The sequence below is a fragment of the Actinoallomurus iriomotensis genome (assembly GCF_030269445.1).
Classification (GTDB): domain Bacteria; phylum Actinomycetota; class Actinomycetes; order Streptosporangiales; family Streptosporangiaceae; genus Actinoallomurus; species Actinoallomurus iriomotensis.
In genome coordinates this window covers 1-20,199 of sequence record NZ_BSTJ01000019.1, presented here as the reverse complement: position 1 = coordinate 20,199, position 20,199 = coordinate 1, and the positions used below count along the sequence as shown (strand labels likewise).

Below are 20,199 nucleotides of genomic sequence, written 5' to 3'. Positions count from 1 at the left end.
TGTTCTCCTTCAGGAGTGGAAGGTCCAGGTGCCGGATCCGACGTTGTGCACCTGGCCGGAGCCGGGGACGTGCACCTCGGCGGTGCTGCCCGGCGGCACGGTGACGGTCAGGTCGACGTGGTCTCCCTTCTTGGTCCAGTCCGTACGGACCTGGCCGTACGGGGTGCGGTAGGCGCCCGCCGCGTGGGTGAGGTCGCCGACGGCGGCCGGGGCGATCCGGAGGTGGCGGTAGCCGACGGAGTCGGCGGTCTGCTGGATGCCGGCGAGGTGCCCGGTGAACCAGGCGTCGATCGCGCCGAGCATGAAGTGGTTCTGCGAGGAGTTGCCGGCCATGCCGTCCCACGCCTCGCCGAGCGAGGTGGAGCCGCTGAGGACCTGGGCGCCGTAGCTCGGCGCGGTCGTCTGGGACGCGAGGTCGTAGACGACGTCGTCGCGGCCGGCCGCGGACAGCACGTCGATGACGGCGGGCAGGCCGATCTCGCCGACGGTGAGGTGATCGTCCTTCGCGCGGATGCTCGCGATGAGGTGGGCGAGCACCGCAGCGTGCTGGTCCTGCGGGACGATGCCGGTCTGCAGGGCGAGCGCGTCGGCCGCCTGGCTGCCGGTGGCGTACGTGTGGGCGCCGGCGTCCAGGTACTTGGCGTTGACCGCCGCGCCGACCTTGTCGGCGAGGGCACGGTAGCGCTTGGCGTCGGACCTCTCGCCGAGCACGGTGGCGATGTCGGCGAGGTTGCCGGCGAGCTGGGCGTAGGCGATGGAGCCGACGTACTCGCGCGGGGTGGTGGTGTCCAGGGCGATCCAGTCGCCGAGGCCGGTGGGCAGCAGCCCGCCGCTGGACTTGGAAGTGAGGTAGTCCAGGTAGCGGCGCATGTTCGGGTAGTACGCGCGCATCGTCTGGGTCTCGCCGTAGGTGCGGTACATCAGCCAGGGCGCACGGATGAGCGTGCCGCCCCAGTTCGCGTCGTCGCGGTAGCCGGTGTCCCATTCGGAGTACTCGGCGTACTCGGGGGCGACGTCGGGCACCATGCCGTCCGGCAGCTGCGCGTCGGCGACGTCCTGGAGGATCTTCCGGTAGTAGGCCTCGACGTCGTAGCCGGCGGCGACGGAGCCGAACACGAGGTTGTCCTGTTCGAGCCAGCCGAGCTTCTCTCGGTGCGGGCAGTCCGTGAGGACGGAGTACATGTTGCTCTGGATCGCCCGGTCGATGATGCCGTGGATCCTGTTGATGAGGTCGTTGGAGGAGGAGAAGGATCCGACCGCGTCGTTGGCGGTGCGCAGCACGATCGAGCTCGCGTCGTCCGTGGCCGGCTTCGACGTCAGGCCGGTCACCTGCAGGTAGCGGAACCCGTGGTACATGAACCGCGGGTGCCAGACCTGCGGGCCCTTCCCGTCGAGGGTGAGGGTGTCGTGGACCGGGCCGATGAACGTCGACTGCGTCATGGTGCCGTCGGACTTCAGCTTCTCGGCCGGCCACATCTGGATCTTCGTTCCGGCCGGGCCGTCGGCGCGCAGCCGCGGCCAGCCGGCGGCGTTGACGCCGAAGTCGAAGACGTACGTGCCGGACCGCGGTTCGGTGATCGCGACGGGCTTGAGGGTCTGCACCGGCTCGATCGGCGGAGCGGTGCGGCCCTCGATCCGGGCGCCCGGCACGGGTGAGCCGGTCACCTGCGCGGCGTCCCAGCCGGTGAGGGCGGTGCCGGGGGTGTCCCAGCCGGGCTGGGCGCGGCGGGCGTCGTAGTCCTCGCCGCCGTACCAGTTGCTGAAGGTGGTGGGGCCGAGCGTGGTGCGCCAGGACCCGTCGGTGGCGACGGTCTGGCGGCTGCCGTCCGCGTACCGGATCTCCAGCTGGGCCATGAGGCGGGGCGCGCCGTTCTGGGCGTCGAACTTCTGGTAGCGCTTCGTGTCGTCGGGGGTCTTGTTGACGTCGAAGGTCCCGGTGCCGAGGGCGGCGCCGATGCGGTTGCCGCCCTGGCGCAGCAGGCTCGTCACGTCGTACGTGGAGGCGACGAGCCGGTGGCGGACGTCGGTGTTCGGCGGTTCCAGGACGGCGTCGCTCACCGCCTCGCCGTTCAGCGTCGCGTCGTACACACCGACGCCGGTGATGTAGAGGCGGGCGGCGCTGACCCGCCGGTTCACCGTGAAGTCGTGGGCGAACAGCGGGAGGGCCGCGGGCTGGTCGTGCAGGGCGGTCGGCGGGTTCTGGTAGGTCAGCCTCGTGACCTGCGTCAGCGCGTCGGCGCTGGTGCCGGTGTCGATGGCGAGGTCACGCGGCCAGTTCACCGTCGAGGCGAACTGCGTCGTGGTGTCGTCGCGGGGGTAGAGCAGGACCTGGTCGAAGTGGCGGACCTGCCCGAGGTCGAGCGTCAGCGTGATGGGGTGCGCCGACACGTCCCGGGTCGGGTGCTCGGCGCTGCGGTAGCCGTACGGGGCGCGGCGGGAGGAGGCCGACCCGTCGGTCAGGTACTCCGGCTTCCACTCCCCCGCCGCGTCGTCGGACTCCGACGCGGTGACGGTCGCGCCGCGGGCGAGGTCCGTGCCGGGCGCGGTGCTGTCGACGACGGCCATCTCGGCGAGTTCGAGGCGCAGCTTGAGGTCGGCCGAGGAGGGGTCGACGGTCGACCCCTCGAGATGTGTGACGTCGAGCCGGACGTAGCGGGCGTCCTGCGCCTTGCTCAGCTTGATCGTCATGGGGTGCGGGGTGTTCTGGGCGGTCTCCCAGCCCGGGTTGCCGACCCACTTGGCCGACCAGTCGCCGGCCGACAGCAGCCCGGTGGACCACGTGGCGGGCGCGCTCCACGGGGAGGCCCCGCCGTGCGTCCAGACGCGGACGCGCCAGTACACCTGCGTACGGCTGCCCACGCGGCGTCCCTTGTAGTCGACGCGCTGGTCGGCGGAGGCGACGCGGCCGCTGTCCCACAGGTCGGGATGCCTGAGCCCGTCCGCGCTGGTCGCGGCCTGGATCTCGTACGCGGTCTGCGTCACGTCACTGCCGGTGGCGGTGATCTGCCAGCTCAGCGGCGGGGTGGTGTCGTCGATGCCGAGCGGGGCGGTGAGGTCGGCGGCGCGCAGGCCGGTGACCCCGACGGACTCGCTCGCCGCGGCGGGGTGCGCGGCGAGCGTGCCGAGGGCGAGCAGGAGCGCGAACGCCGAGGCGCCGCGGCTGATGCGTCTCATCACGAGTTCTCCAGAGGCGGGGAGGAACGGGGCCCCGCCCGTACGAGCGGGGCCCCGTTCGGGTCACTTCGAGGTGAAGGTCCAGGTGCCGGAGCCGACCTGGCGCACCTCGCCGGAGCCGGGCACGTGCACCTCGGCGGTGCTGCCGGGCGGCACGGTGACCTTCAGGCGGATGCCGTCGTCGGTCTTCGTCCACTCCGACCGGGCCTCGCCGTACGGCGTCCGGTAGACGCCTTCGGCGTGGGTCAGGTCGCCGACGACGGACGGGGCGATGAGCAGCTTGCGGAAGCCGGTCGAGCCGGGCGCCTGCCGGATGCCGGCCAGGTGGCTCGTGAACCACGCGTCGATCGAGCCGAGCATGAAGTGGTCCTGCGACTGGCCGCTGCCGCCGTCCCAGCTCTCGCCGAGCGTGGTGTTGCCGTGCACCACCTGGTAGCCGAGGCTCGGGCTGGTCGTCTGCGTCGCGACCTTGTAGATCACGTCGTCGGGCAGCACGCGGAACACACTGGGCAGCGAGATCTCACCGAGCTGCAGGTGGTACCCGGCCGACTCGATGCCGGAGACGAGGTGGCTCCGCAGCCGCTCGCGCTGGTCGGCCGGGACGGCGCCCATGTCGAGGGCGAGCGCCTCGGCGCCCTGGCCGCCGCCGGCGAACGTGCCGGTGTCCGGGTCGTAGTACTTGTCGGCCAGGGCCTTGGCACTGGCGTCCGCCTTGGCCCGGTACGCCGCCGCGTCATCGGTCTTGCCGAGCACGCCGGCGATCTTGGACATGGTGTCCAGGACCCGCCAGTAGCCGTACGTACCGGAGACGAACTTCGGGAACGTCCTGTCCGGGGTGTACCAGTCGCCGAGGCTGTAGTCGGTCAGCCCGTCCACCGCGCGGGCCTCCAGGTAGGAGGCGTACTTCCGCATCTGGGAGTAGTACGTGGCCATCGTGCCGGCGTCGCCGTAGGTCTCGTACAGGTCCCAGGGCACGACGACGAACGCGCCGCCCCAGTTCGGGTCGTCGCGGTACGCGCCGGCGAGCACCGTGTAGTCCGGCACCGTGGACGGGATCAGGCCGGTGTCGGTCTGGCCCTCCGCCATGTCCCGTACGACCTTGCGCAGCTGCGCGGACATGTCGTAGTTGGCGGCGAGGGAGCCGAAGACGAGCTGGTCCTGCTCCAGCCAGCCGAGCTTCTCCCGGCTCGGGCAGTCGGTGAGGATGCTCTGCATGTTGTTCTCGATCGCCCGCCGGATCAGCGTGTGGATCCCGTTGATCACGTCGTTGGACGAGGAGAACGACCCCGCCGAGGCGTTGTCGGCGTGCAGCGCCAGGCCGCGGACGGAGACGGTCGCGCCGTCGGGCACGCCGCGCAGCTCGACGTAGCGGAGCGCGTGGTAGGAGAAATGCGGGTGCCACGTCTCCGTGCCGTCGGTCCTGGTCGTGTACTCGTCCCAGATCGGGGCGCCGACGTTGCTGGTCGACTGGTTCGCGCGGCCGTTGGTGAGGCTCTCGGACGGGTACATCCGCACGGTCGTCCCGGCGGGCGCCTGGATGGTCAGCTCGGGCCAGCCGGCGATGTTCCGGCCGAGGTCGAAGACCTGGTAGCCGTCACCGGACCCGACCTTGGCGCCCTGGAGGGTCTCCTGGACGCGGACCGGGTCCTGGATACGGCCGGTCAGCGCGCCCCCCGGGCTCGGTACCGCGATCGGGTGGTCCCAGTCCTGCCGCTTGGCGCCGGGGCGCTCCCAGCCGGTCGGCTCGCGGCGGGCGTCGAAGTCCTCACCGCCGTACCAGTTGGAGAAGGTCGTCCCGCCGAGCGTGGTCTGCCAGTCGGTGCCGCTGACGACGCGCCGTACGCTGCCGTCCGCGAGGGTGACCTCGAGCTGGGCGATCAGCTCCGGGTCGGTCTGGGTGAGCGCGAACTTGCGGTACCGGTCGACGGTGGAGATGACGTTGGCGGTGCCGTTGCCGAGCTTCATGCTGATCGCGTTGTCGCCCTTGCGCAGCAGCTTCGTGACGTCGTACGTCGCGTACGGCACCTGGTCGGTGACGTCGGTGTTGCCCGGTTCGAGCACGGCGTCGCCGACCTTCTGGCCGTTCAGCCCGGCCTCGTAGACGCCCTCACCGGCGACGTACAGGCGGGCGGAGCGGATGCCGGACGGCAGCGAGAAATCCTTCGCGAAGATCGGCATCGCCTCGGGGACCGGCGACCGCGGCGGCTCCTGGCCGGTGACGGTCTGCCGCGTCGTGAACGGCCCGTTGGCGTCGTCGGCCGTCGAGACCGAGTAGTCGACGGGCGCGAACGGGACCTTGTCGCCGGCCGCCGGGACGTCGGTGCGCGGGAAGAGCAGCACCTGGTCGAACGTCCTGGCCGACTTCAGGTCGACGGTCAGCGTGATCGGCTTGGCGGAGGCGTCGGCGGAGGTGTACGCCGAGCTGGACCAGCCCGCGAGCTCCTGGTTGGTCGTCTCGGTGCCGTCGGTCAGATACTTCGGCAGGTACTTGTGGTTGACCTGGTTACCGGTGTCGTTGCTGGTGACCGTCATGCCGGCAGCCAGGTTCGTCCCGGAGGAGTCGCGGACCTCCAGCTCGGCGAGCTGCAGCCGGTAGGTCTTGTCCGGCAGGTTCTCCACCAGCGGCAGGCCGAGCCTGGTCACGTCGAGCCGGACGTACCGGGCGGTCGTCTCGGGCAGCTTCACCGTGATCGGGGTGGGCTGCTTCTCCTTGAACCGCCAGTCCGGATGGGTGATCCACTGGCCGGACCAGTCCTTGGCCGAGGTCAGGCCGGTCTCGAACCAGGCCGGCCGGCTCCAGTCCGACACGCCGCCGGGCGTCGTCCACACGCGGACCCGCCAGTAGACGCGGGTGCGGCTGCCGAGCGCCTTCCCCGCGTAGTCGACGCGCTGGCCGCCGGAGGCCACGCGCTTGGTGTCCCACAGGTCGGGCCGGTCGAATCGGTCGGGGCTGGTCGCGGCCTGGATCTGGTACGCCGCCTGGGTGACGTTCTGGCCCGTGCCGCCCAGTCGCCAGGTCAGCGGCGGGGTGGTGTCCTCGATGCCGAGCTGCTCGGTGAGGTCTCCGGCGCGCAGGCCGGTGACGGCCGGGCGGCCGGCGGCGACGGCGGGCACCGCCGTCGCCGCGCCGACCGTGGCGACGATCGCGGTCACGGCGGCGAGCCGCCGCAGGGGTGTGCCGGTCACGAGGTCCTTCCTTCGGCGTGCAGCGCCGCGACTTCGGCGGCGCTGAGGGCGTGGTCGTAGACGCGGAAGTCGTCGACCTGCCCGTGCAGGTAGGGATGACTGCTGTTCTGCGAGCGGCCGAGGTAGTTCAGCTGGGTGGCGCCGAGCAGCAGCGGGCTCATCACGAGCGCGTCGTTGCGGCCGGTCTCCGCGCCGTCGAAGTAGAGCACCGCGGAGCCGCCGGCGATGGTGACGGCCACGTGGGTCCAGGCGCCGGCCGGGATCGGGCCGGCGGCGTCGACGTAGTCCTCGGCGGCCATTCCGGCGATCTTCATGGCGAAGCGGGCCTTGCCCAGACCGGTACGAACGGTGAGGAACATGTAGGTGTTCTTGTGGAAGCCCAGGTCGAACACGCGGGCGGAGTTGGCGAGCTCCTCCGGGTTCACCCAGGCGGCGACGGTGAGGGCGGACATCCCGCTGATCAGACCGGGCGGCAGGGCGACGTGGCCGCTCTTACCGTCGAGGGCGACCGCGCCGTCGCTCGTCCAGGTCGCGCCGCCGGCGAGCGTGGCGTCCGGCCAGGTCTTCGTGGCGTCCCTGGACGTCGTGCCGCCGCCCTCCGCGAAGGGGTACGAGGCGGTCAGGCGCGGCCGTGCCGGGGCGGGCGGCACCGCCCAGTACACGGTGTAGCGCTGGTGCTGGATCTCTGAGAACGGGACGAGGGTGACACCGGCGCCGTCCGCCGTCGCGGTGAAGGTCAGGCCGGGACCGCCCTTCACCGACTTCGGGTCGATCGCCGGGATCGTGGCCGGCGCGGTGGAGCCGTACCCGCCGGCGAGCACGACCGGGCCGTAGCTGACCGCCTGGACCTGCGGGTTGTCGGGTGCCTTGCGCCAGTCCAGCGCCATGGGCAGGGTCACCTCGACGGTGTCGCCGTCGCGCCAGCGCCGCTCGACGGTGAGGTAGGTGCCGGGCCGGGCCGCGCCGGCGTCCCGGCCGTTGACCCGGACCCGCGCGTGGCGAGTCCAGCCGGGGATGCGGATCTTCATGGCGAACCGCCCCTCGCCGCCGACGGTGAGCCGGGTGGTGTCCTCCCGCGGGTAGTCCGTCTCCTGCCGGACGCGGACACCGCGCTCGGACCAGTTCAGCTCGGACGGGATGAACAGGTTGACGTAGAGGGTGTCGCCGGTGTGGAAGTAGATGGAGTCGGCGAACTTGGTGTGCGTCTCCATCCCCGTGCCGTGGTCGCAGGAGAAGTTGGTGTAGTCGCTGCTGTAGCTGCCCGGGTCGGCGCCGAGCCCGCCCTTCACCTGCCGCTGCGTGCCGGCCCACAGGCCGGTGTAGTACGTGCAGAACCCGTGCGCGGAGTCGGGGTCCTGCTCGCCGAGCATCTGGTTGTACAGGGTCCACTCGTAGTAGTCCATGTACGCCGGGCGCGGGTCGTGGAAGAACAGCAGCCGCGTGAGCTTCAGCATGTTGTAGCTGTTGCAGTTCTCGCAGGTGTTCTCGCCGAGCTGGGAGACGATCTGGTCCGGCGGGCAGAACAGCTCCGCGTTGCTGTTGCCGCCGATGACGTAGCTGTGGTGGTGGACGACCGTTTCCCAGAAGAACCGCGCGATGTCGAGGTAGCGGGAGTCACCGGTGGCCTCGTACTCGCGCACCGCGCCGACGATCTTCGGGATCTGGGTGTTGGCGTGCAGGCCGGCCAGCCGGTCCTGCCCGGCGGCGAGCGGGCCGAACACCGCCTCGTGGTCGAACCGCCGTGCGACGCGCAGGTGCGCCGGGTCGCGCGTGAGCAGGTACAGGTCGGCCAGCACCTCGTTCATGCCGCCGAACTCCACGCGCAGCACGGACTGCATCTGGTCGTGCGTGAGCTCGGACGTGCGGGCGTCGGCCCAGGCGGCCATGCCCTTGAGCACGTCGAGGGCCTGCGCGTTGCCGCTCAGCCGGTACTGGTCGAGCAGCCCCGCCATGATCTTGTGCAGGGTGTAGTACGGGGCCCAGGGACTCCCGCCCGCCTCCAGCTGCTCGAAAACCTTTTCCTCGAAGGCGGACAGATACCCGGCGTTGTAGCCTGCGCCCGACGCCGCCGCCTGGCACTCGGCCAGCTCGGCGACGAGGTAGCGGCCCTTGGCGGCGTACGCGTCGTCACCGGTGTTCGCGTGCGCCTGGGCGAGCGCGGACAGCAGGTGCCCGGTGGAGTGACCGCGCAGCTGCACGTCCGGGGCCTCCCAGCCGCCGCACGCCTCGGCCGTGGACGGCAGGCCGGCGTTCAGCCGGAAGGTGTGCAGCAGCCGGTCCGGGTCGACGAACCTCAGGTACGCGCAGGTGCGGACCATGTTGTCGTGGAACCGGCCGCCCAGCAGCGCCACGCCGCCGAGCGGGAACGGCGCGACGGACGGCGCCGCCGACGCGACAGCGCCGGCGGTGGCGGCCATGGCCGCCCTCCCCGGTGTGGCCAGGCCGACGGCCGCGACCGCACCGCCCGCCACACCGAGGAATCCCCGCCGAGAGAACGGCGTGGTCACTTGGCCCCCAGGGGCTTGGTCTTGATCGTGTAGTGGTGGGCGGTCAGGCCTTCGAGGTAGACGTACTCGCCGTCGCTGTGCGCGCCGTACGCCGTGCCCTTGGTGCCGTTCCACGCGAGGTGCCCGTTGACGAAAACCTGCACCTTCTTGCCGAGAGTCGGGACGCCGGCCCGGCCGGTCGTGCCCTTCGGCGCGGTGAGGTCGGCGCGGTAGGCGCCGTTCTGGATCCGCCAGGAGGCGTCGACGGGGCCGTACTCGGTGGTGACCCGGCCCTTGGTGAAGGTCAGGTCGGCCGGGTGCGGGATGAAGTGGAACGTGCGCCCGCCGGGCGTGTCGGGGGCGACGCCGAGCACGTAGAAGCTGAGCGCGGGGGTCGGGCCGGTCGCCCAGCCGTGGGCGAGGCTGGTGTACCTGCTGCAGAACAGGCACGTCTCGCCCGCCCGGTAGGACTCCCAGAAGGTGCTCTGGGTGCCGTGCGGGTTGGTCAGCATGTAGCCCCACTCGCGGCGGATCAGGTCGATTCCGGCCTGGTCGGCGGCCTGGCCGCCGGCCGCGAAGTGCGCGTTGACCTCGATGGAGCCGGAGAAGACACCGGGGTTGCCCTTGTTCTCGGGGGCGGTGGAGCCGACGTCGTTCCAGTTGCCGGTCAGCTGCGCGCTGATCCGCTGGGCCTGGTCCGCGTCGGCGAGGCCGTACCAGACCGCGAGGGAGTTGCCGTCCTGCGGGTGGATCGTCTGGTTCGGGTAGTACTTGTACGCGCCGACGCCGTCGTCCCAGAAGTTGGTGTTGATGGCGGTGCGCAGCGCGGCCGCCTTGCTCGCGTACGACGCCGCGAGCGCGGTGTCGCCCTGGGCGGTGGCCAGCTCCGATCCGGTCGTCAGGACCCGCCACAGCAGGGCGTTGGCGGTGAAGTTCTCACCCTTGGTGAGGATGCGCACCGAGTCGCCGGTGCCGGTGATGGACAGCAGGCCGTTCGCGTCGACCTTGGCGAGGCTGTAGTCGACGCCGCGCTTGAAGTTCCCCCACACGCTCGCCAGCCACGAAGAGTCGCCGGTGTAGCGGTAGTAGTCGTAGCTCGCCGACAGGGTCCACAGGTGGTAGGTGTCGGAGCCGTACTTGTTCATCATCGGCCCGGAGTACGGCAGCTCCCCGGTGTCCTTCTGGTGCTGGTAGATCGTGGTGAGCGCGTTGCGCGCCGAGACGGTGTCGTTGAAGGCGGCGTACGCCGAGGGGATCTCGATGCCGAGGTCGCCCGGCCAGACGGTGCGGTCGCGCTTGCCCCCGTCGACGAGGATCGTGTTCCCCACGCCGACGTCGCCGGTGTTGTCCCACAGCTCGGCGGGCGCCTCCCAGACACGGCCGGTCTTCGGGTCGATGGTGTTGAGCTGCATCGTGTACGCGCCCGCGTACCAGATGCGGTTCAGCAGCGAGTCGCTGGAGTAGAAGTAGTTGGCGTAGTCGGCGGGGTGCTTCATCGTCGGCGCGGAGGTGAAGTACACCGACACGCCGTCGAGGTCCACGCTCCCGGCGGAGTCCAGGAGGATCGTCAGGTAGCGGAACCCACCGCGCAGGTACCTGGCCGGCGTGGTGTAGGTGGTCTTGCCGTTCACGTCGGCGTACAGGATGCCGTCGTTGCTGCGCGGCCCACCGGTGGAGGAGTCGGAGACGACGTCCGGCACGTAGTCGGAGGACTCGTTGAACACCAGGCCGACCCGCTGCGCGCCGTCGGAGCCGGCGAAGTGCAGCGTGGTGAGTCCGCCGACCTCCTTGCCGAAGTCCAGCGTGACGTACGAGCCCTTGCCACTGATCCGGGTCGCCTTGCCCTTCAGCACGGCGGACGGGTCGGTCACCGTGCCGTTGTTGTTGTAGATCGCGACGGGCCGTACGGTCCGGGTCTTCGGCGACAGGTTGTAGGCGTCCCACGGCCGCGCCGCGCCGGCCTTGGCGGGGGTGCCGGCGACGGCCTGCGGGACGGTGAGGGCCGGCGCCACCAGGGCGGCCAGTCCGACGACGGCGAGCGGAAGACGGTGACGGCGCTTCCAGGGGCTCATGCGAATACCTCGCAGCATCCTGTGGTGGAGAGATGAATCGAAGGGATGGGAGAGGGCCGGGCCGGGGCGGGAGGACGAAGGGTCCGCGCGACCCGCCCGGCGACGACTAGGCGATGACGGCCTGCGCGTACGGGACGAGGCGGACCGGGCCGATGAGCCCGTACGCCTGGCGGGACGCGGCGCCGTACACGGCGGGGTCGGCGACCCGCAGCCGGTTGTTCAGGGTCGTCGCGACCTCGATCGTGATGGTGTTGGCGCCGCCCCGCAGGTACGGGCCGACGTCCACCACCGGGTTGATCTGGTCGACCGCCGGCAGTCGCTTGCCGTTGACCGTGACCCGGCAGGTGTCGAAGACCTGGCCGAGTTCCAGGTACGCGCCGTGCGCGGCGGTCCAGGGCCGGGGCAGGTCGACCGTCGTGGTGTACCGGCCGATGCCCGAGACGTCCGCCAGCTCGGGGATGTCCGGCCACGGCTGCAGGGTGCCGAGGGTCAGCCGGTGGACGACCGTCTCGGTCTCGGTCGCGGACGCGCCGGGCCGCAGGTCCTCGACCTCCAGCCGCCAGCTCTCCGGCGTGATCGGCGCGGGAACGTCCGGGATCTCCGTCCGTACCGTGCGGCCGGTGGCCAGGGTGGTCGCGTAGGTGCCGGCCGCCGTCGCGCGGGCCGTGAGCCTGCCGTCGGCGAACAGCACCTCGGCGGCCTCGGTGCTCGTGGCGTGCGTCCGTCCGGCGGCGTCGCCGAGGCTTCCGGGGCTCGCCAGCGCGACGATCATCACCTCGCCCGGCTGGAGGGTGACGCGCACGGTGACCTTGTCTCCGTCCTCGGTGTACAGGGCGATCCGCCGTACCTCCCCCGTCCAGGGATCGAGCAGGCACGGCACCGCGTTCGCGCGGGTCCGGCCGAACGACACCAGGTGGTCGATCGCGGCGACCGGCGGCTTGACGGTCTCGGCGTGCTTGCCGTTGCACAGGTAGTAGTAGTCGGCGCCGTCGTCGTGGCGGTGGAAGTTGAGCAGCGTGGAGCTCTGCGCGTAGGTCACGTCCGGGGTCACGCCGAGGGCGGCGAGCGCGGCCGGCACGTCGGCCGTGGCCGCGACGACCCTGACCTTCGGCTGCTTGAGCAGGTCGGCCACGACCGACCGCAGCCGGGTGTTCTCGGCGTCGGACCCCAGGCCCGGCACCACAGGCGCTGACCAGTCGCCGAGCAGCACGATCGGCAGCCCCGCCCGGGTGAACTTCAGCAGCTTCTCGGCGACGCCGACCTGCAGCGTGCAGTCCATGTTGTAGAAGTGGTCGCCCTCGACGAACACCGCCTTGTACGCCGGGCCGTCCGGGGCGAGCCGGCCCCCGCGGACCTCGGCGTTCGGCAGGTCGAGCAGCGGCGCGCTGATGAACTGGTGGGTCCAGCCGAGCGGGATGCCGCTCGCGGTGAACCAGGACGCGCCGATGCCGGTCTTGGAGTATCCGGTCTGCCGGAAGATCGCCACGTCGATGCGCGGCGTACCGGACTGGAGCACCTGGTGGAGACGGCTCAGGTATCCGGAGATGTCCTGGATGTGCCGCCAGGTGGGCTGGCGCGGTCCCCACGATTCGGCGTAGCCGATGTTCCCTCCGTACGGGGTGAAGGCGGCGAAGCCGGGCCACTTGACGCCCGGCGCGCTCGCGTAGGAGAAGCCGTGGATGACGCTGCGGTTCAGCCCGGCCGCGTACGCGCCGCCGGCGGTGAGCAGGAACTTCTTCCACGTCGTGTTGTACGCGCCGCCCGTGTAGGCGCCCATCTCACCGGAGAGGACCGTGCGGCCGGCCATGTCCCGCCCGCCCGCCAGGCTCCGCCAGTCGTCGAGGTTGTGGAACCCGATCGACTCGCCCTCCGGCACGTCGAGGATCGCGGCCGAGGCGATCGCGTCCGTCGGCGCGCCGTACGGCTGGCAGCGCATCTCCAGGCCGACCGAGTGCGCCCACTTCCGCAGCGCGGTGATGTGGTTCTCGTTGAACAGCTGGGAGATGACGTCCCAGTAGTCGTAGCGGATCCGCCGGGTCGCGGCGGCCTCGTAGGCGAAGACCTGGTTCCCGTTGTTCTGCGTGATGGCCGGCAGGTACGGCAGCACCGAGTAGCCCTTGCGCCTGGCGAACTCGGCGGGCAGGTCCGGCGTCCACATCAGCGCCTTGGTCTCGATCTCGATCGAGTCCTCGAAGAGCGTGGCGCCCGCCTTCCCGATCAGGCGGCGCACGTCCGGGGTGAGGATGTGGCTCTCCCAGAAGCCGGTCACGGCCTTGGTGCCGGCGGCGCTGAAGTGGTCGACGACGTACGCCGCCGGGCTCGTGTGCGGACCGGACTCGGGCGTCTGGGCCGATCCCCGCTCCCAGTGGCCGATGATCACCCAGGAGCCGTCGGACGGCGCGGTCCAGGAGATCTGCCCGTCGCGGACCTTCGACGTCAGGTCCTGGACGGACGAGAGGTCCAGCCCGGTCTCCTTCCTCGTGGAGTTGGCCGAATCGATGCGGGCGGCCTGCACGAGGATCGGCTGCTGGACCTTCACCGCCGAGGGGGCCGCGACCACGGGCGCCGGGACCGGCCCGGTGTAGGTCGCGCCGGCCGCCACGGTCACCGAGCCGTACGCCAGCTCCTTGACGGCGGCGGTGTCGTCCGGCGTGATCGTCGGTACGGCGGCGGGCCAGGACGGGCCGATGGTGAGGTCGATCGTCACACCGCGCCGGTGCGCCTGGTCGAGCGCGGCCTCGACGGCGTCCACCCAGGCGGGGGTGCCCCAGCCGTGACCGGCCGGGTCGAGCACCGACTTGTCGGAGATGCTGTGGTGGACCGCGGCGATCTCCGCGCCGGCGAACCCGGCGTCGGCGATCTGGTCGACCTCCCGGCGGATCTCCGCCGGGTCGACGTTGCCGTCCGGCCACCACCAGCGGAACTTCGGTGCCACGGACACGTCGGGCCGGGCGAACCGGCCGGCCGTCGTGGACACCGCGGCGCGGGCGTCGGTCTCACCGAGGGGCGAGCCCCAGGCCAGCGCGGCGCCCGCCGCCGCGGTGCCGGCCGTCAGGAGGAAGCCGCGGCGGCTGAACCCGCCGGCCGGCGACGAAGGGGTCTTCATCTGAGGGTGCATCCTTCAGTGCTGAATGGGTGAAGGCACTCAGGAGGCGTGGCCCGCGAGTTCGATCACCCGGCTGTACATGTGAGTCCCCCGACTCGGTGATGGAGTTGTGAAGGCGCACGTCGATGGACGTGAGGCGTGGGCGCGGCGATCGGGCGTTCTCGCGCCGATCGTCCGGCGACAGGGGTCGGCCGGTTTCGTGGGCTGGGTGACGGTGGGCCCGCCGCGGACGGGCAGACGGGCCCACCGTCGGTCTGCGGTGCGCTGTCGCGCACGTGAATCAGCGGAGGAAGGCGGCCGCCACTCCGGCGTCGACGGGGATGTGCAGGCCGGTGGTGTGGGTCAGGTCTCCGCCGGTGAGGGCGAAGACGGCGTTGGCGACGTGTTCGGGCAGCACCTCGCGCTTGAGGAGGGTGCGCTGGGCGTAGAACTCACCCAGCTTCTCCTCCGGCACGCCGTAGACCGCGGCACGCTTGGCGCCCCAGCCGCCGGCGAAGATCCCCGAGCCGCGGACGACACCGTCGGGGTTGATGCCGTTGACCCGGATGCCGTGCTCGCCGAGCTCGGCGGCCAGCAGCCGCACCTGGTGGGCCTGGTCGGCCTTTGCCGCGCTGTAGGCGATGTTGTTCGGCCCCGCGAACAACGAGTTCTTCGAGGCGATGTAGACGATGTCACCGCCCAGCCCCTGCTCGATCATGACCCGGGCCGCCTCACGGGAGACCAGGAACGAGCCCCGCGCCATGACATCGTGCTGCAGGTCCCAGTCCGCGACCGTGGTCTCCAGCAGCGGCTTGGACAACGACAGCCCGGCGTTGTTGACCACCAGGTCCACTCCGCCGAACGCCAGCACCGCCTCGCGCAGCGCCGCGGCGATCTGGATTTCGTCGGTGACGTCGACCGCGACGCTGGTGGTGACGTCTGTGGCCCGCAGCGCGGACGCGCCGAGCTCGGCGGCGATCTTCTCGGCCGCGGCGGCGTCACGGTCGGCGACCACGACGCAGGCGCCCTCGGCCGCGAGGCGGCGGGCGGTGGCCGCGCCGATGCCCGAACCGCCGCCGGTCACCAATGCCACCCGCGTGGCCAGGGGCTTCGGCTTGGGCATGCGGCGGAGTTTGGCCTCCTCCAGCTCCCAGTACTCGATCCGGAACTTCTCCGACTCCGCGATCGGCGCGTAGGAGGACAGGGCCTCGGCGCCGCGCATCACGTTGATGGCGTTGAGGTAGAACTCCCCCGCCACCCGCGCGGTCTGCTTGTCCTTACCGAAACTGAACATCCCCACACCGGGCACGAGCACGATCGCCGGGTCCGCGCCCCGCATCGCCGGGGAGTTCTCGGTGGCGTAGCGCTCGTAGTAGGCGCGGTAGTCCTCCCGGTAGGCCGCGTGCAGCTCACGCAGCCGGTCGCCCACCTGCTCCAGGGGTGCGTCCGGTGCCAGGTCCAGGACCAGCGGACGGACCTTGGTGCGCAGGAAGTGGTCCGGGCAGGAGGTGCCCAGTGCGGCCAGCCGCGGGTGCTCGGCCCGGGCCACGAAGTCCAGCACCTCAGGGGTGTCGCTGAAGTGGCCCACCTGCGGCCGGTCGGTGGAGGCCAGCCCGCGGATCAGCGGGAACAGCGCGGCGGCACGCTCGCGCCGCTCGGCTTCGGGCAGCGTCGCGTAGATCTCCGCACCGAACGGGTCGGTGCGGCCGTGCTCGGCGATGTAGGCCTCGGCGGTGCGGATGATGTCCAGCGAGTTGGCCTGGCACTCCTCGCTGGTCTCACCCCACGCGGTGATGCCGTGGCCGCCGAGGACGCAGCCGATGGCCTGCGGGTTGTCCTTCTTGATCGCCGCGATGTCCAGGCCGAGCTGGAAACCGGGCCGGCGCCAGGGCACCCACACCACCCGATCACCGAAGATCGTCCGGGTGAGCTCCTCACCGTCGGCCGCGGTCGCGATCGCGATGCCCGAGTCCGGGTGCAGGTGGTCGACGTGCGCGGCGTCGACGAGGCCGTGCATGGCCGTGTCGATCGACGGGGCCGCACCGCCCTTGCCGAACCCGCAGTGGTCGAACGCGGCGACCATCTCGTCCTCGCGCTCGACACCCGGGTAGACGTTCACCAGGGCGCGCAGCCGGTCCAGCCGCAGCACGGCCAGACCGGACTCCTTCAGCGTGCCCAGGTCACCGCCGGAACCCTTCACCCACATCAGCTCGACGTCGCCGCCGGTCACCGGGTCCGCGGCGACACCCTTGGCGGAGGCGTTGCCGCCCGCGTAGTTCGTGTTGCGCGGGTCGGAACCCAGCTCGTGACAGCGTTTCAGCAGGTCGTCGACGATTCCCACTCTCAGGCCCCCCAACCGGCCGCCTGGCCGTCCTTGCGTTCGTCGCGGATCTTCTCGAAGTAGCCGGACCGGGCGTAGGCCGCCATCGGGTCCGGGTCCAGGCCCATCTCCTCGCGTAGTTCGGCGAGGAGGGGGCGGACGTCGGTGTTGTAGGCGTCCATGAACACCGCGTTGGCGCCCAGCACATCCCCGGCCCGCTGCGCGGAACGCAACGCCTCCCCATCGACCAGCAGCGCCTTGGCCGTGGCCTCCTGAACGTTCATCACCGAACGGATCTGACCGGGAATCTTCGGCTCGATGTTGTGACACTGATCGAGCATGAACGCGATCTCGTCGCTGAACCCGCCGCCCTGGATCACCTCATGCATGATCCGGAACAACTGGAACGGATCCGCCGCACCGACCATCAAGTCATCATCGGCATAGAACCGGGAGTTGAAGTCGAACCCGCCGAGCTTCCCCTCCCGCAACAAGAACGCCACGATGAACTCGATGTTCGTCCCCGGCGCGTGATGCCCGGTGTCCACCACCACCTGCGCCTTGGGCCCGAGCTTCAAGCAGTGCGCATACGAGGTGCCCCAGTCCGGCACATCGGTGCTGTAGAACGCCGGCTCGAACAGCTTGTACTCCAACAGGAACCGCTGGTCGTCTCCGAGCCGCTCATAGACGGCGGCCAAGGCCTCGGCGAGCCGGTCCTGCCGGGCCCGGATGTCGTCCTGACCCGGATAGTTCGTGCCGTCGGAGAACCACAGCTTCAAGTCCCGCGACCCGGTCGCGTCCATGATGTCGACGCAATCCAGCAGATGCCCCAGCGCCTTCTTACGTACGGCCGGATCCGGGTTGGTGACACTGCCCAGCATGTAGTCGTCATCCTGGAAGACGTTCGAGTTGATCGCACCGACCCGTACACCACGGTCACGGGCGTAGACGGCCAGCGCGGCGTAGTCCTCCACCCGGTCCCACGGGATGTGCAACGCCACCGTCGGCGCCACACCCGTGAACCGATGCACCTGCGCCGCATCATCGATCTTCTCCTGCGGCGTACGCGGCACACCCTCCTGGGCGAACACCTTGAAACGCGTGCCCGAGTTCCCGTACGCCCACGACGGCGTCTCGATGTGCTGGGCGCGCAGTGCCGCCTTGACCTGGGCTATGTCCGTTGTCATCGTTCGTGGTCCCCGATCCGTCAGTCGAGATGGAACACTTCGTCCAGACGCAGCAGGCCCTCGTCGGGGCGCTGTCCCTCGAGGTCCTCGAAGAACGGCGCCATCTCGGCCTGCCAGCGGGCGTTCACCTCGGTGCCCTCCATGGCCGCGCGCGCGGCCTCGAAGTCGTCGGTCTCCAGGTAGCCGACGAGCAGGCCGTCCTCGCGCACGAAGATGCTGTAGTTCCGCCAGCCCGCCGCACGGAGGGCGGTCAGCATGTCCGACCAGACCGCCTTATGCCGTTCGCGGTACTCCTGCAGCCGATCCCTACGGACCTGCAGCAGGAAACACACGCGCTCCATGGAGGCTCCTCCCGCGACGGCGCGGGGCCGCGTCCGGCGGCCCCGCGCCGAGCGTCCTAGAAGTGGTAGTTGTCGATGTTGCTGCTGTCGAAGACGGTCGGCGGGCCGAGGATGACCTCGCCGTCCTTGCCGATCGTGCGCGAGCCGAGCTTGCCGGCCTTGAACGTCTCGCCCTCGGCGCCGGTGATCTGGCCGGAGGCGATGGCGGCCGCGGCGTACGAGGCGAGGTAGCCGAGGTTCGCCGGGTCCCACAGCTCGAACTTCTTGACGGTGCCGTCCTTGACGAACTTGCGCATCTGGTTCGGCGTGCCCAGGCCGGACACGGCGACCTTGCCCTTGTACTTGGAGCTGTCGATGTAGCGGGCCGCGGCGGCGATGCCGACGGTGGTCGGGGCGATGATGCCCTTCAGGTCCGGGTAGGCCTGGAGCAGACCCTGGGTCTGCTGGAACGACTTCTGGTCATCGTCGTCGCCGTAGGCGACCTTGACGAGCTGGATGCCGGAGTACTCCGGCTTCTTCAGCTCCTCCTTCATGAACTCGATCCAGGTGTTCTGGTTCGTCGCGTTCGCCGTCGCCGACAGGATCGCGATCTTGCCCTTGGCGCCGATCAGGTCCGACATCACCTTGATCTCGCTGCGGCCGATCTCCTCGGAGCTCGCCTGGTTGATGAAGACGTCCCGGCACTCCTTGGCGGCGTCGGAGTCATACGACACCACCGCGATCTTGCGGGACATCGCCTGCTTCAACGGCCCGCACACGGCGTTCGGGTCGTTGGCCGCGATGAGGATCGCGTCCTGCCGCTGCTGGATCAGCGTGTTGAGGTAGGAGATCTGCGACGACGCCGACGCGTCGGACGGGCCGACCTCCTTGGCGGTGCCGCCGAACTCCTTCGCCCCCGCGATGCCGGCGTTGTCGACGATCGTCTCGTACGGGTTGTTGACCTGCTTCGGCAGGAACGCCAGCTTCAGGCCCTTCTTCAGCGGGGCGTTCGGGTCGGCCTTCTTGCCGCTCGTCGCGGCGTTGCCGCTGTTGTCACTTCCGGAGGAGTTCTTGGTCGTACCGCCGCAGGCGGCGGCGCCGACGGCGAGCGCGGCGGTGAGCGCCACGGCCACCAGGGGACGCTTGATCATGGAGGGTTCCTTTTCTTCGGTCGCTGGTCAGGAGGAGGCGGACGGGGATCCGCGGTGATGTCGTCGGGTCTCACGGACCTTCGCCGCGATCCGCGGCGTGAGTACGGAGACGATGAGGAGGAGTCCGGTGACGATCGACTGGATCTCGGTCGCGACGTCATGGAGCATGAGCAGGTTGCGGAGCAGGCCGATCAGCAGGACGCCGGCGACGACGCCGCCGAGGGTGCCCTTGCCGCCGTCGAAGTCGACCCCGCCCAGCAGCACCGCCGCGATGACGGCCAGCTCCATGCCCAGGCCGTTGTCGGCGCGGGCACTGCCGTAGCGGAGCGTGTAGACGGCGCCGGCGAACGCGGAGACGACGCCGGAGACGACGAAGAGCAGCAGCTTGATGCGCTTCACGCGGATGCCGGCGAAGAACGCGGCCTCCTCCTGCGCACCGATCGCGAACAGCGACCGGCCCAGGCCGGTGGCGTGCAGGACGATCGCGGTGACGACCGCGAGCACGATGAACAGCGCGAAGGGGTACGGGATCGGAGTGCCGGGCACGGTCTTGGTGGCCAGGTCCGCGTAGTTCTGCGGGAACTCCGCGACCGCCTTCGTGCCGAGTACGACGTAGGCGAGCCCGCGGTAGAGGGTCATCGTGCCGATCGTGACGGCCAGCGACGGCAACCCCAGCCGCGTGACGAGCAGCCCGTTGACCAGCCCGGCCACGACGCCGATCACCAGGAGGACCGGGACGATGGTCTCGATCGCCCAGCCGGCGTCCCACAGCGCGCCGAACACCGCGCTGGACATACCCAGCACCGACGCGACGGACAGGTCCACCTCGGCCGCCACGACCAGCAGGGTCATGGGCAGCGCGATCAGCGCGATCTCGGACAGGTCATCGAGGGCGAAGGAGAGGTTGTCGCTCGTGGCGAAGTCGGAACTGCCGAACGCACCGCCGAGGAAGACGACGATCAGCAGGGCGGTCACGATGACGTCCCAGCGGACGAACCGGGTCAGCGGGCGGGGTGCCTCGGCGCGCGGTCGCGCGACGGGGGCCTTCGCGGGAGCTTCAGGCGCCATGGCGGGCGTTCCTCCTCCGAAGAGCGCGGGTGACGCGCAGGGACAGCAGACGGTCCACGCTGATGGCCAGGAGGAGCAGCAGGCCGGCGATGGCGTCCTGCCAGAAGGAATTGACCTTCAACACCACCAGGACACTGCCGATCGTGGTCA

10 protein-coding genes are annotated in these 20,199 nt (G+C 70.5%); all 10 read right to left on the bottom strand.

Features of this window, described 5'->3' with window-relative positions:
* Nucleotides 1–9: 9 nt before the first annotated feature.
* The gene (locus QSK37_RS47875; protein ID WP_285635779.1) at nucleotides 10–3,174 is read right to left on the bottom strand and encodes a family 78 glycoside hydrolase catalytic domain; all 3,165 of its coding nucleotides are present in this window, start codon (nucleotides 3,172–3,174) and stop codon (nucleotides 10–12) included.
* 63 nt (nucleotides 3,175–3,237) lie between these two features.
* Complete coding sequence (locus QSK37_RS47870) at nucleotides 3,238–6,360, bottom strand: family 78 glycoside hydrolase catalytic domain (RefSeq protein WP_285635776.1); 3,123 nt, start codon at nucleotides 6,358–6,360, stop codon at nucleotides 3,238–3,240.
* On the bottom strand, nucleotides 6,357–8,777 hold the full coding sequence (locus tag QSK37_RS47865) for a glycoside hydrolase family 127 protein (protein ID WP_285635772.1): 2,421 nt from the start codon (nucleotides 8,775–8,777) through the stop codon (nucleotides 6,357–6,359). Before QSK37_RS47865 ends, QSK37_RS47870 begins: the two co-directional genes overlap by 4 nt.
* Nucleotides 8,778–8,863: 86 nt before the next feature.
* A complete protein-coding gene (locus tag QSK37_RS47860) occupies nucleotides 8,864–10,918 on the bottom strand; it encodes an alpha-L-rhamnosidase-related protein (RefSeq protein ID WP_285635769.1) in 2,055 nt (684 codons plus the stop codon).
* 106 nt (nucleotides 10,919–11,024) lie between these two features.
* Nucleotides 11,025–14,024 (bottom strand): glycosyl hydrolase, encoded by a 3,000-nt coding sequence (locus QSK37_RS47855; protein ID WP_285635766.1) that lies wholly within the window; start codon nucleotides 14,022–14,024, stop codon nucleotides 11,025–11,027.
* Between the two features lie 280 nt (nucleotides 14,025–14,304).
* Nucleotides 14,305–16,344 (bottom strand): bifunctional aldolase/short-chain dehydrogenase, encoded by a 2,040-nt coding sequence (locus tag QSK37_RS47850; protein ID WP_285635763.1) that lies wholly within the window; start codon nucleotides 16,342–16,344, stop codon nucleotides 14,305–14,307.
* 2 nt (nucleotides 16,345–16,346) lie between these two features.
* A complete protein-coding gene (rhaI, locus tag QSK37_RS47845) occupies nucleotides 16,347–17,510 on the bottom strand; it encodes an L-rhamnose isomerase (protein WP_285635761.1) in 1,164 nt (387 codons plus the stop codon).
* Between the two features lie 20 nt (nucleotides 17,511–17,530).
* The gene (locus QSK37_RS47840; RefSeq protein WP_285635758.1) at nucleotides 17,531–17,851 is read right to left on the bottom strand and encodes an L-rhamnose mutarotase; all 321 of its coding nucleotides are present in this window, start codon (nucleotides 17,849–17,851) and stop codon (nucleotides 17,531–17,533) included.
* A gap of 56 nt (nucleotides 17,852–17,907) precedes the next feature.
* The gene (gene rhaS, locus QSK37_RS47835; protein WP_285635755.1) at nucleotides 17,908–18,981 is read right to left on the bottom strand and encodes a rhamnose ABC transporter substrate-binding protein; all 1,074 of its coding nucleotides are present in this window, start codon (nucleotides 18,979–18,981) and stop codon (nucleotides 17,908–17,910) included.
* Nucleotides 18,982–19,008: 27 nt separating this feature from the next.
* On the bottom strand, nucleotides 19,009–20,049 hold the full coding sequence (locus QSK37_RS47830) for an ABC transporter permease (protein ID WP_285584013.1): 1,041 nt from the start codon (nucleotides 20,047–20,049) through the stop codon (nucleotides 19,009–19,011).
* Nucleotides 20,050–20,199: the final 150 nt, after the last annotated feature.

Bases quoted from the DNA above. Each gene is read 5' to 3' on its own strand.
- QSK37_RS47840 (WP_285635758.1), bottom strand. From the start codon at position 17,851: ATGGAGCGCGTGTGTTTCCTGCTGCAGGTCCGTAGGGATCGGCTGCAG.
- QSK37_RS47860 (WP_285635769.1), bottom strand. From the start codon at position 10,918: ATGAGCCCCTGGAAGCGCCGTCACCGTCTTCCGCTCGCCGTCGTCGGA.
- QSK37_RS47855 (WP_285635766.1), bottom strand. From the start codon at position 14,024: ATGAAGACCCCTTCGTCGCCGGCCGGCGGGTTCAGCCGCCGCGGCTTC.
- QSK37_RS47830 (WP_285584013.1), bottom strand. From the start codon at position 20,049: ATGGCGCCTGAAGCTCCCGCGAAGGCCCCCGTCGCGCGACCGCGCGCC.
- QSK37_RS47875 (WP_285635779.1), bottom strand. From the start codon at position 3,174: ATGAGACGCATCAGCCGCGGCGCCTCGGCGTTCGCGCTCCTGCTCGCC.
- QSK37_RS47865 (WP_285635772.1), bottom strand. From the start codon at position 8,777: ATGGCCGCCACCGCCGGCGCTGTCGCGTCGGCGGCGCCGTCCGTCGCG.
- rhaS (WP_285635755.1), bottom strand. From the start codon at position 18,981: ATGATCAAGCGTCCCCTGGTGGCCGTGGCGCTCACCGCCGCGCTCGCC.
- rhaI (WP_285635761.1), bottom strand. From the start codon at position 17,510: ATGACAACGGACATAGCCCAGGTCAAGGCGGCACTGCGCGCCCAGCAC.